This window comes from Streptomyces sp. NPDC058685, assembly GCF_042714725.1.
Taxonomy (GTDB): domain Bacteria; phylum Actinomycetota; class Actinomycetes; order Streptomycetales; family Streptomycetaceae; genus Streptomyces.
The window spans coordinates 80,419-91,476 of the sequence record NZ_JBHXSL010000008.1 but is presented as its reverse complement, the minus strand read 5'-3'; the positions used below and the strand labels follow the sequence as shown (position 1 = coordinate 91,476).

Annotated in this window: 11 protein-coding genes; 4 read left to right on the top strand and 7 right to left on the bottom strand. The window is 73.5% G+C overall.

Going from position 1 to position 11,058, the window contains the following annotated elements; all coding sequences use genetic code 11:
- Nucleotides 1-109: 109 nt before the first annotated feature.
- Entirely contained in the window at nt 110-595 is a 486-nt protein-coding gene (locus tag ACFWU3_RS09990; RefSeq protein WP_384433882.1) for a peroxiredoxin, read from the bottom strand.
- 550 nt (nt 596-1,145) lie between these two features.
- Nucleotides 1,146-2,546: a hypothetical protein gene (locus ACFWU3_RS09985; RefSeq protein ID WP_384433879.1), complete on the bottom strand. Its 1,401-nt coding sequence runs from the start codon at nt 2,544-2,546 to the stop codon at nt 1,146-1,148.
- Between the two features lie 113 nt (nt 2,547-2,659).
- Here ACFWU3_RS09985 and ACFWU3_RS09980 point away from each other — a divergent pair, with 113 nt between their 5' ends.
- Entirely contained in the window at nt 2,660-3,898 is a 1,239-nt protein-coding gene (locus tag ACFWU3_RS09980) for a molybdopterin-dependent oxidoreductase (protein ID WP_384433876.1), read from the top strand.
- 322 nt (nt 3,899-4,220) lie between these two features.
- On the opposite strand, the gene ACFWU3_RS09975 is transcribed toward ACFWU3_RS09980, so the two are convergent.
- Genes ACFWU3_RS09975 through ACFWU3_RS09965 form a run of 3 tightly spaced genes read right to left on the bottom strand, consistent with a single transcriptional unit; the run spans nt 4,221 to nt 6,411 of the window.
- Nucleotides 4,221-4,982, bottom strand: a complete 762-nt coding sequence (locus ACFWU3_RS09975) for a class I SAM-dependent methyltransferase (RefSeq protein WP_384433873.1) — start codon at nt 4,980-4,982, stop codon at nt 4,221-4,223.
- Nucleotides 4,979-5,701 carry a DUF2064 domain-containing protein gene (locus tag ACFWU3_RS09970; RefSeq protein WP_384433871.1) on the bottom strand — a complete coding sequence of 241 codons (723 nt, stop codon included), beginning with the start codon at nt 5,699-5,701 and terminating at the stop codon, nt 4,979-4,981. Before ACFWU3_RS09970 ends, ACFWU3_RS09975 begins: the two co-directional genes overlap by 4 nt.
- Complete coding sequence (locus tag ACFWU3_RS09965) at nt 5,698-6,411, bottom strand: glycosyltransferase family 2 protein (RefSeq protein WP_384433868.1); 714 nt, start codon at nt 6,409-6,411, stop codon at nt 5,698-5,700. Before ACFWU3_RS09965 ends, ACFWU3_RS09970 begins: the two co-directional genes overlap by 4 nt.
- Nucleotides 6,412-6,522: 111 nt before the next feature.
- Here ACFWU3_RS09965 and ACFWU3_RS09960 point away from each other — a divergent pair, with 111 nt between their 5' ends.
- Both ACFWU3_RS09960 and ACFWU3_RS09955 read left to right on the top strand, forming a co-directional pair.
- Nucleotides 6,523-7,329, top strand: a complete 807-nt coding sequence (locus ACFWU3_RS09960; RefSeq protein WP_384433865.1) for a response regulator transcription factor — start codon at nt 6,523-6,525, stop codon at nt 7,327-7,329.
- Nucleotides 7,330-7,331: 2 nt separating this feature from the next.
- On the top strand, nt 7,332-8,441 hold the full coding sequence (locus ACFWU3_RS09955) for a sensor histidine kinase (protein WP_384433862.1): 1,110 nt from the start codon (nt 7,332-7,334) through the stop codon (nt 8,439-8,441).
- Nucleotides 8,442-8,462: 21 nt separating this feature from the next.
- Here ACFWU3_RS09955 and ACFWU3_RS09950 read toward each other — a convergent pair whose 3' ends face one another.
- Nucleotides 8,463-9,464: an NAD-dependent epimerase/dehydratase family protein gene (locus ACFWU3_RS09950; protein WP_384433859.1), complete on the bottom strand. Its 1,002-nt coding sequence runs from the start codon at nt 9,462-9,464 to the stop codon at nt 8,463-8,465.
- A gap of 284 nt (nt 9,465-9,748) precedes the next feature.
- Between ACFWU3_RS09950 and ACFWU3_RS09945 the strand changes: the two genes are divergently transcribed.
- Entirely contained in the window at nt 9,749-10,168 is a 420-nt protein-coding gene (locus ACFWU3_RS09945) for a hypothetical protein (protein ID WP_384433856.1), read from the top strand.
- Nucleotides 10,169-10,217: 49 nt separating this feature from the next.
- Here the strand turns inward: ACFWU3_RS09945 and ACFWU3_RS09940 are convergent, their stop codons facing one another.
- Nucleotides 10,218-11,027: a helix-turn-helix domain-containing protein gene (locus ACFWU3_RS09940; protein WP_384433853.1), complete on the bottom strand. Its 810-nt coding sequence runs from the start codon at nt 11,025-11,027 to the stop codon at nt 10,218-10,220.
- Nucleotides 11,028-11,058 lie beyond the last annotated feature (31 nt).

Sequence of the window (11,058 nt, the reverse complement as noted above, 5' to 3'; positions counted from 1 at the left end):
CGGGCTACCCGCCCCCCCCCTCACCCGGGGGGGGGTGGGGGGCCCCCGGCCCCCCCCTCGCCCACGGACTACGCGACGACGACACGCAGCGCGGTGCCGTCCGCGTCGACTACGCCTCCTGGAGCGCGACGAGCTGCGCGGCCAGCGTCTCCTTCGACTGGAACGTCGCGCCGAGCAGGGCGACATGCTTCCAGTGCAGGGTCCCGTCCCCGGCGACGACGAACACCGCGCGCCGCAGCCCGATCCCCGGGGCCGCGACCCCGAACGCCCTGGAGACGGCCCGGTCGGTGTCCGCGAGCAGCGGCATCCGCAGCCCGTGCTTGCGCGCGAACGCCTCGTGGCTGTCCACCCCCTGGGGGCTGATCCCCCACACCTCGGCGCCGCACTCCGTGAACGACTCCAGACCGCTGGAGTACGAACACAGCTGCTTGGTGCAGACGGTGGTGTCGTCCCCGGGGTAGAACGCGAGCACGAGCGGCCGCCCCCGCACGGCGGAGAGCGAGAACTCACGCCGCTCGAAGGCGCCGTCCACGAGCACGCCTCCGGGGAGGGTGAAGTCGGGGACGGGCTTGCCGGGTTCAGGTGACGCTGCCAAGGGAACTCCTGCGGCTACGGGTACGGACGGAGGGGGTACGTGCTGCGCGGCGGCCCCTGGCGCCCCCCGGGGGCGGACCGCACACCCAGACAGTCCACGCCGACGAGGGGTCCGGATGGAAGACCAGGCGGCGATCGTGGCCGGGTTGCAATCGAAGACCGTCGGCAGCGCCGATGAGGTGGAACGCCAGCCGGGCGCCATCGGGGAACAACTCCCGTAACGCGTCGGCCGGTACGTCCCGGTCGTCGGCAAGCGTACTGACGTCCACGAAGAAGGCCGTGAACCCCTCGCCCACGCGCTCACGCAGCGCATGAGCGAGGGCGGGCAGGGTGCTCCGCGCCAGCCGCCCGCTCACGGCGATCCACACCTGAGGCCCGTCCGTGGCCAGTACCCGTACCCGTACCGTCGCTCGCATGTGCGCCCCCAGTACCCGGGTGATCCGCGCACCGCCGGTGGGCGCGCCGTCACCGTTGTCTTCGGAGCGGAAAGGGCATCGGATTGCTCGGGCCGCCGACCTTTCCCCACGCCGGTCCCGCGCCTCCGCCTCCGGTCACCAGCCGGTCAGCAGCAGGTGGTTGAGCAGCAGGGCCGGCAGCGCCTGGGCGACGAGCCAGCCGCGGGGACGAGGGAGGAACGCACAGGCCGGCAGCAGCCACAGGGCGAAGGGGAGCCAGATGCGTTCCGTCTCGGCCTTGCTCATTCCGGACAGGTCGGCGACCAGCAGGGCGAGGACGGCGGCGGCCACGAGGAACGCGAGACGGGCGTCGGCGAAAGGGGCGCCGGGCTGGGTGAACGCACCGCCGCGGCGCCGGAGGAGCAGGGCGCCGGTCCGCCGCAGACCCGCCGCCGTCGCCAGACCGGTGATGAGCACCGCGCACGCCAGGTTGCCCCACACCCAGTAGCCGTAGGGACGGATGCCGCCGGCGCCCTGGTAGTAGCGCGTGACCAGCATGTCGTACGCCTCCCACCAGGAGAACCCGGCGAGCGTGAACGCGGCCGGGACCACCGCCAGTCCCGCCAGCAGCGCCACCGGCAGTCCGGGGCGCTCCCGGATTCCGCGCCGGCCGAGCACCAGCACCGCCGCCGCGATCAGGGCGAAGAGCGTGAGGCCGTACGAAAGACAGCAGGTCAGACCGAACAGCAGACCCGACGCCGCCGCCCGCAGCACCGAGCGCCTCGTGACCGCCAGCGCCAGCAGCGCCACCGCCCACGCCGCCACCGCCGCGAAGTACGCGTCGGCCGAGGTGCCCATCCACACCGCGGCCGGGGCGAGGACGAGGAACGGCGCGGCCCTGCGAGCGAGTGACTCGTCGGCCAGGGCGCGGATCGTCACCAGCACGGCCACGCAGGCCGTCGCCCCGACGGTGATGCACCACACCCCGGCCCAGGTCCCGCCGCCCAGCCCGACACGGTCGAGCAGCACGAAGGTGAGCGTGGCGCCGGGCGGGTGGCCGGCGACGTGGGCGGGCCAGTTGTCGGGGGAGCCGATCAGGATGTGCGAGGTGAAGCCCCGCAGGGCCGCCGGGATGTCGTGGAAACGGTCGACGACCCGGAGGTACTCGTGGCGGGTGGTGAGCCGGGCGGCGATGCCCCGGTGCCACCCGTCGATCAGCGCGAGGGCGAAGATCCAGGCCGTCGCCGTGGCCCACGTCAGGGGGAGCAGCGCCCGCCAGGGCAGACGGGCCGCGAGCGTAGGGCCGTACGCCACGGTGGCGATCGCCACGAGGACGGCCGCCGGTGTGCCTGGGCCGACGTGGGGTCCCCAGGACGCCAGCAGCGGGGGCCAGTTGACGAGCAGCGTCCCGCTGGTCCCCTGGATGTGGTGGCCGACCAGAGCCGCCGCGGTCACGAGCAGCACGGCGGCCCCGGCGGCGTACAGGTCACGGCGGCGGCCGCGGGCCGCGGCGGAGCGTGCGGCGTCGGGCTCGGCGGGGGGCGGGGTGTGGATCACACCGGCACGCTAGGCCGCGAGACCGCTCCAGGGACCGCCGTCCGGGCCGATGTCAGCGTTTCGTCATGGGTCGCGCACCCGTTCGCGGGGTGGTCCCGGCCTACCGTCGGGACATGCCCGCCCCCGACGCCCCACGGCTTCCCTCCTCGCCCGGCTTCTGGCGCAGCCCTCTGCGCGGCCCCTGGTTCACCTCGGTGCTGGGCCTCGTCCTGCTCGTCGGCATCACCGTGCTGTTCGTGACGGGCCTGGTCTCGTACGCCGCGTACAACCCGGATCTGTCGCCGGTGAACGACACGACGCCCGACAAGGGCATCCTCGGCTTCTACCTCTTCTCCTGGCCGACGGACCCGCACTGGCTGTACCGGCTCAACCAGGGCGTCCACGTCACCCTCGGCATCACGGTGATCCCCGTCCTGCTCGCCAAGCTGTGGTCCGTGGTGCCGAGGCTGTTCGCGCTGCCGCCGGCCCGCTCGCTCGCCCACGCCCTCGAACGGATCTCGCTGCTGCTCCTGGTGGGCGGGGCGCTGTTCGAGTTCGTGACCGGTGTGCTCAACGTCCAGCTCGACTACGTCTTCCCCGGCTCCTTCTATCCGCTGCACTTCTACGGAGCGTGGGTCTTCTTCGCCGCGTTCATCGCCCACGCGCTGCTGAAGACGCCCACGGCGCTGCGCAATCTGCGGCACCTGCGGGAGGAGAAGAACGACCTGGTGTCTCCGCGCCCGGCCGAGCCGACCGTCTCCCGGCGGGGCGCTCTGTGGTTCGTCGGGGGCGGCTCGCTGCTGCTGTTCGCGACGACCGTGGGACAGAACTTCGACGGCCTGCCGCGGCGCACCGCCCTCCTCGCACCGCACGGCGGCGCCGACCCCGGCAGCGGCCCGAACGGCTTCCAGATCAACAAGACCGCGCGGTACGCCGGGATCGTCGCGACGGAGACCCACGAGGACGCGTGGCGACTCGTCGTGACGGGACGCTCGGGCACCGTCCGCCTCAGCCGTGACCGGCTGCTCCAGCTCCCGCTGCACAGCGCCGCGTTGCCCATCGCCTGCGTCGAGGGCTGGTCGACCTCGGACCAGTGGTGGCGCGGGGTACGGCTGCGCGACCTCGCGGCGCTCGTCGGTCACGACGGCGACCCGCCCGACGTGTTCGTCGAGTCCCTCCAGCGCAGCGGCGCCTTCCGGCGGGCCGCCCTGCGTGCCAACCAGGTGGCCGACCCGCGTTCCCTGCTCGCCCTGTACGTCAACGGCGAGCAGCTCTCGCCCGACCACGGCTACCCGGCGCGCATCATCGTGCCCGCGGCTCCCGGTGTGCTGAACACCAAGTGGGTGGCCCGGATGACGTTCGGAGACCTCTGATGCTTCCGCCGTTTCGGCGCGTTCCCCTCGGCAGCCCCGTACAACTGCTGCTGCTCACCTGCTCGTTCGCCCTCGCCGCCTATGCGGGTGTGCGGCTGCTCGCGGACGACTGGCTGGGCGTCGCCCTCTGGTTCGTGGGAGCGGCGCTGCTGCACGATCTCGTGCTGCTGCCCCTGTACTCGGTCGCCGACCGGGCACTCGTCCGAAGGCTCGGGGCCTTCCGGCGCCGGGAGTGGGTCCCGTACGTGCGCGTACCGGCGGCCCTCTCCGGGCTGCTTCTGCTCGTGTGGTTCCCGCTGATCAGCGGGACGGCGGAGGCACGCTACCGGTCCGCCACCGGGCTTCCCCCGGACGTGTTCCTCGCCCGCTGGCTCCTGATCACGGCCGTCCTCTTCGGCGGCTCGGCGCTGCTCCTGGTGCTGCGGCCGTGGTTGCGCAGGGAGACGAAGCACCGTCCGCCGGCCGTCCACTGACCGGTCGGCTCCCAGCCCTGTGCGTACCGGAGCAGCGCGCGTGTGCCGAGCCGCGCCCAGGGAAACAGGGTGTCGGTTCCGGCGGTGTCGCCGACGCCGACGACCTGCACCCGGGCGCGTTCGTCGATGTCCGACGGGACGGTCTCGGCGATCAGCAGACCGCCGGGGCGCAGGAGTCCGGCCATCCGGTCCAGCAGGGCGATCGGGTCGCCGCCGATGCCGACGTTGCCGTCCATGAGCAGAGCCGTGCCCCAGCGGCCCGCACCGGGCAGCGGCTCGAAGACCGAGCGCCGCAGGGCCTGACCGCCGAGCCGCACGGTGTTTTCGACGGCGGCCTCGCTGACGTCGATACCGAGGACGGCCCGTCCCCGGGCGGCGAGTTCGGCCACCAGCCGCCCGGGCCCGCACCCCACATCGAGCACGGCTTCCTCGCACCGGTCCAGCACGCTCCGGTCGACGGCGTCGGCGCGGGCGCACCAGCGTTCCACTTCCAGCGGCAGCAGCGATCCGTCGGCGCGGCGCAGGAACAGCGGGCCGCGGCCGGCGCGCAGGGCGGCGGCGTAGGGGTCGGCGGTCGCCCAGGGGAGGGCGGTGGCGGGAGGCGCGCTCATCGGGGTGGCGCCGGTCGCGGGTGCGGGTGCGGGGCCGGCTCGGAGCCGGCGTCCGGTCGGCCGTACGGTGCGGACTCCGACCCCGTGATCGCTGTTCCTGTCGGGGCCGACGCGACTGCCACGCACCGCGCCAGCCGGGCCGCGAACCGGCCGTGCGGGGCCAGCGCGGCGACGGCTTGCGCGTCGGCGGCCGTATCGACGTCCCGCAGGCACGGGAGGTCGCGCACCCGCAGCCCGGCGGCGACGAGCCGGTCCCGTTGGACCGCCCCCGTCTCGGCGGTCGACATCGGCACGCCCCGCAGCAGGGCGGGATCGGGGCGCGCCAGGCCGAGGGCCCAGAAGCCGCCGTCCTGGGCCGGGCCGAAGTGGGCGTCGCAGTCGGTGAAATCGACGCTGAGCAGCTCGGGCGTCACCTGCGGGGTGTCCATGCCGATGAGCAGCGCCGGACCGCCGCAGCCGGCGAAAGCCTCCGCCAGCCGCTCGTCGAGCCCGCCCGCACACTGCGGTACGACATCGAAACCGGCAGGCAGCCAGGGGCCGGGGGAGCCGTCGAGGACGAGGACGCGCCGGGAGGCGGGCGTGGCCGCCACGGTGTGCAGGGTGTCGGCGAGGGCCGCCTCGGCCAGCTCCGCCGCCTCCTGCGGTGTGAACGGCGGAGTCAGCCGGGTCTTGACCCGTCCCGGCCGCGGCTCCTTGGCGATGACGAGGAGTGTGGTCAACGGACGGTTCCTCCTGGAGATGCGACGCCGCCCGAGTGCACGGGGGTCTCGCCCAGCACGCGGCTCATGTCCCGTACGGCCTGCCAGGTCCCGCGCCAGGTGCCGGTCACCTTCGAGGCTCCGGTGCGCGGCAGGTACGGCACGTCGTGCTCGGCGATCCGCCAGCCGGCGTCGGACGCGCGGACGACCATCTGGAGCGGATAGCCGCTGCGCCGGTCGGTGAGACCGAGGGCGAGCAACGGCTCCCGGCGGGCGGCGCGCAGCGGGCCGAGATCGTGCAGACGCAGTCCGGTGCGGCGGCGCAGTATCCGGGAGAGCGCGAGGTTGCCCGCCCGGGCGTGCGCGGGCCAGGCGCCCCGGCCCTGCGGACGCCGTCGGCCGAGCACCAGGTCCGCCTCGCCGTCGCGTACTTCGCGGACGAAGGGGACGAGGAGCGACGGGTCGAGGGAGGCGTCGCAGTCGCAGAAGCACACCACGTCGGCGGTGGCGGCGGTCAACCCGGTGTGGCAGGCGGCGCCGAAGCCCCGGCGCGGCTCGTGCACGACGGTGGCGCCGCACGCGCGGGCGACGGCGGCCGAGCCGTCGGTGGAACCGTTGTCGACGACGATGGCGCGCCAGCCCGGTGGAATCCGTTCGAGCACCCAGGGAAGGGCCTCGGCCTCGTTCAGGCAGGGCAGCACCACATCGACGTCCGAAGGTGTTGTGGTCACGGCTTCACCCTACGAACGCGAACCGGGCATACCGGACTCCCGCTCCTTACGAAACGCGGACGTCGGAGGCCGGCGTGCCGTTCACCGGCGCCGCGGTGCCAGGCTGGGGGCATGCAGCAACAGCCGTACGAGTCCCAGGGCACGCAGGCAAACGACGGGTCCACTGGGGCGCGGGCAGTCGACGAGTCCGTGGGGGCGCAGGCCGCCGACCGGGCCTCCCGGGTCCTCGGTGGGTCCCTCCGGGTCCTGGTCGTCGACGACGATCCGACCGTCGCCGAGGTCGTCGCCGGGTATCTGGACCGCGCCGGTTATGTCGTCGACCGCGCCGACGACGGTCCGACGGCCCTCATCCGCGCCGCCTCGCACCGGCCGGACCTGGTGGTGCTCGACCTGATGCTGCCCGGTATGGACGGCCTGGAGGTCTGCCGGAGGATCCGCGACCGGGGCCCCGTGCCGGTCATCATGCTCACCGCCCGCGGTGACGAGGACGACCGCATCCTGGGGCTGGAGGTCGGCGCCGACGACTACGTCACCAAGCCCTTCAGCCCCCGCGAACTGGTGCTGCGCGTCGAGTCGGTGCTGCGCCGCAGCGGGCCAGCGGCCGGACAGCGGCTGGGGGCGGCCGGCCTGACCGTCGACCCCGCGGCCCGCCGCGCCACCAGGAACGGAACCGAACTCGCCCTCACTCTCCGGGAGTTCGATCTGCTCTGCTTCTTCCTGCGCAACCCCGGGCGGGCCTTCAGCCGCGAGGACCTGATGCGCGAGGTGTGGGGCTGGGACTTCGGCGACCTGTCGACCGTCACCGTCCACATCCGACGGCTGCGCGGCAAGGTCGAGACCGACCAGGCCCGGCCCCGTCTGATCCAGACCGTGTGGGGCGTGGGCTACCGCTTCGACCCCGCCGCCGAGGAGAACTGACCGTGCGCGACACCCTGCTCATCGCCCTGTACGCCTTCGCCGGTGCCGCGGCCACCGGTCTTGCCGGAGCGGGCCTCCTGCGCCTGATCCGGCGCCGCTCGCTCACCGCCTCGCTCGCCGTCGTCGCGGCGGTCGGCGTCGTCGCGATGCTCGCGGGCACACTCGCCGTCGCCTGGGCGATGTTCCTGTCGCCGCACGACCTGACCGTCGTCACGACCGTCGTCGCGATGGCGGCCGTCGTCTCCCTCGCCACCGCGCTGCTGCTGGGCCGCTGGGTCGTCGCCCGCAGCCACGAACTCGCCGTGGCCGCACGCTCGTTCGGCGACGGAGGAGACTTCGCGGCCCCCGACGGCCCGGCGACCGCCGAACTGGAGTCCCTGAGCCGCGAACTCGCGGCCACCAGCGCCCGGCTCGCCCGGTCCCGTGAGCGGGAACGCGCCCTGGAGGCTTCCCGGCGCGAACTCGTCGCCTGGATCTCGCACGACCTGCGCACCCCGCTGGCCGGTCTGCGCGCCATGTCGGAGGCCCTGGAGGACGGCGTCGCCGCCGACCCCGACCGCTATCTGAAGCAGATGCGTACCGAGGTCGAACGCCTCAACGACATGGTCGGGGACCTCTTCGAACTCTCCCGCATCCAGGCCGGGACCCTGCCCCTGATGCCCACCCGGATCTCCCTGTACGACCTGGTCGGCGACGCGCTGGCCGGAGTCGACCCGCTCGCGCGGCAGCACGGCGTACGGCTGGTCGGCGGCCGCATCGAGCCGGTACCGGTGGAGGTGGACGGCAAGGAGATGAGCCGGGTCCTGGGCAACCTCCTGGTCAACGCCATCCGCCGGACCCCGGCCGACGGCACGGTCGCGGTCTCGGTGGAACGTTCCCCCGAGGGCGTGGTGCTGTCGGTGTCGGACGGCTGCGGCGGCATCCCCGAGGAGGATCTGCCGCGCGTCTTCGACACCGGCTGGCGCGGCACCCACGCACGGACGCCCCCGGCCGGCGCGGGCCTGGGCCTTGCCATCGTCCGGGGGATCGTGGAGGCGCATCAGGGCCGGGCCGGCGTACGCAACATCCCCGGCGGCTGCCGCTTCGAGGTCGTGCTGCCCGCCGCCTCCTGACACGGACGATCCCGCCGGGCCCTACGCCTGCCGCATCCCGGCCCGTGCGAACTCCGCCATGCCATCCGCGAATCCGACCTCCGGCCTCCACCCCAGCTCGTCCCGCAGCCGCGAGGAGTCAGCGGTGATGTGCCGGACGTCGCCGAGCCGGTACTCCCCGGTGACGACCGGCTCGGGCCCGCCATGGGCGGCGGCCAGCGCCCGCGCCATCTCGCCGACGGTGTGCGGGTCACCGCTGCCGGTGTTGTACACGGCGAGAGCCCCGGGGGCGGTCTCCGCCTCCAACGCCACCAGGTTGGCCGCGGCCACGTCCCGGACATGCACGAAGTCCCGCCGCTGCCGCCCGTCCTCGAACACACGCGGAGCCTCGCCCCGGGCGAGTGCCGAGCGGAAGAAGGAGGCGACACCGGCGTACGGGGTGTCGCGCGGCATTCCCGGCCCGTAGACGTTGTGATACCGCAACGCCACAGCCGATCCGCCGGTACAGCGGGCCCAGACGGCGGCCAGATGCTCCTGGGCGAGCTTGGTCGTCGCGTACACGTTCCGCGGATCGGCCGGGGCGTCCTCCCCGACCAGCCCGGGGGAGAGACCTTCCCCGCACACCGGGCAGGTGGGCTCGAACCGCCCCGCGTCGAGATCGGCGACATCCCGCGCCCCGGGCCGTACGACTCCGTGCAGCGGGCACACGTACCGCCCTTCCCCGTACACGACCATCGACCCGGCGAGCACGAGCCGCCGTACACCGGCCTCGGCCATGCCGGCGAGCAGCACGGCGGTGCCGAGGTCGTTGCGCGACACGTACTCGGCGGCGTCGGCGACCCCGTTGCCGAGCCCGACCATCGCGGCCTGATGACACACGGCATCCACCCCGCCGAGCGCCCGCCCGACGGCCGCGGGATCCCGCACATCGGCTCCGGGATCCGCTCTGACGTCGAACACGACAGGCTCGTGCCCCCGCTCCCGGAGAGCATCGACGACATGGGACCCGATGAACCCGGCACCGCCGGTGACCAGTACACGCATACGGCCACGCTAGCTCCGCCGGGACGGTGCGCCGGGGTGCGGCGGCCGTACGTCATGACTCCGTAAGACGGGGACGCGGGTCGCTCCCACTGGGGTCCCCTGCCTGCGTCGCCCTTCCACCCCTGGCGGTGACCTGAGCAGACGGCGCGCACCATTACCCCCGACGTAATCGACCACCCCCGCCCCCGCCCGGCACCCTTGCGGTACCGGAACTCGGGCGGCGCACTCCGTCCGAGCTCCGGGTCCCCCGCAGGCCCTACGACCTCGATGGAGGCTGATTCGTCATGTCCGCAACTCTGCTCGCCGGTATCTCCCGCACCACCGAACCGCGGACCATGCTGCGCCGGTTCCTCGCGCTCGACGCCCTGGTGACCGGGGTCAACGGGCTGGCGTACGCCGTGGCTTCCGGACCCCTCGGGCGATTGCTCGGGGTCGACGCCGGGGTGGTGCTGGGGCTCGGGGTTTTTCTCGTCGTCTACGGGGGCGGGGTCGGGTATCTCGCCTCGCGGCCGCAGCCACCGGCCGCCGCCGTGACGTTCGTCGTCGAGGCCAACCTCGCGTGGGCGGTCCTCAGCATCGCCGCGCTCGCCCTCTGGCTGGAGCCCAGCACCGCCGGTGCCGTGTGGATCCCGTTGCAGGCGATGACCGTCGCCGCCTTCGCCGTACTCCAGTGGTCCGCCCTGCGTGTCATGTCCAGGGACTGACGGCCAGGGACTGACGGCCGGCACCTGACGGCCAGGAACTGATCAGCCCTCAGGGCGTCAGGGACTGGAGATACTTCACCGTCGCCGGGTCCGCCGGGAGCAGGGTTTCGATGGCCAGTTCCGCGACCGTCACGTCCATCGGGGTGTTGAACGTGGAGATCGTGGACACGAACGACAGAACGCGGCCCTCGTGCTCGATCCGCAGCGGCAGGGCCAACACAGGCGCGGGCGCCGGGTCGGCCGGGGGCGGCTCGGTGGCGGGTGGGTCCGGAACGGGGTAGGCCGCGACCTCGTCGTAGAGCTCGCGCAGTTCCGTGGAGCGGGCCAGGGCGATCTGGCGTTCCATCTGGGCCAGCAGATGGCCGCGCCACTCCCGCAGATTGCGGATCTTCGGGGCCAGCCCTTCGGGGTGGAGCGTGATCCGCATGGCGTTCAACGGGGGCGTGAGCAGGTGCTCGGGGAGGCCGTCCAGCAGCATCGCGATGCCGCGGTTCGCCGCGACCACGGTGTAGGTGCCGTCCACGATGATCGCCGGATAGGGCTCGTATCCGTGCAGCAGCTGTTCCAGCCCTTCGCGCAGGGCCGCGAGCGACGGGTCGTCAAGAGAGGTCTCGGCGTACCGGGGCGCGTAACCGGCCGCCAGCAGAAGGGCGTTGCGCTCCCGTACGGGCACCTCCAGGTGTTCCGCGAGGCGCAGGATCATCTCTTCGCTCGGGCGCGAGCGGCCCGTCTCGATGAAGCTGATGTGGCGGGCCGAGGAGTCGGCGCGCAGGGCCAGCTCCAGCTGGCTCACCCGGCGGCGCTCCCGCCAGCCGCGCAGCAGTGGTCCTACTCCTGTGCCGGGCGCAACAGTTGCCATACCGGAACCGTAGTACGGCGGACGGGCGGGA

Coding starts and splice junctions, on each gene's coding strand:
- ACFWU3_RS09945 (WP_384433856.1), top strand. CDS start 9,749: ATGTCCGCAACTCTGCTCGCCGGTATCTCCCGCACCACCGAACCGCGG.
- ACFWU3_RS09960 (WP_384433865.1), top strand. CDS start 6,523: ATGCAGCAACAGCCGTACGAGTCCCAGGGCACGCAGGCAAACGACGGG.
- ACFWU3_RS09980 (WP_384433876.1), top strand. CDS start 2,660: ATGCCCGCCCCCGACGCCCCACGGCTTCCCTCCTCGCCCGGCTTCTGG.
- ACFWU3_RS09975 (WP_384433873.1), bottom strand. CDS start 4,982: ATGAGCGCGCCTCCCGCCACCGCCCTCCCCTGGGCGACCGCCGACCCC.
- ACFWU3_RS09940 (WP_384433853.1), bottom strand. CDS start 11,027: ATGGCAACTGTTGCGCCCGGCACAGGAGTAGGACCACTGCTGCGCGGC.
- ACFWU3_RS09950 (WP_384433859.1), bottom strand. CDS start 9,464: ATGCGTGTACTGGTCACCGGCGGTGCCGGGTTCATCGGGTCCCATGTC.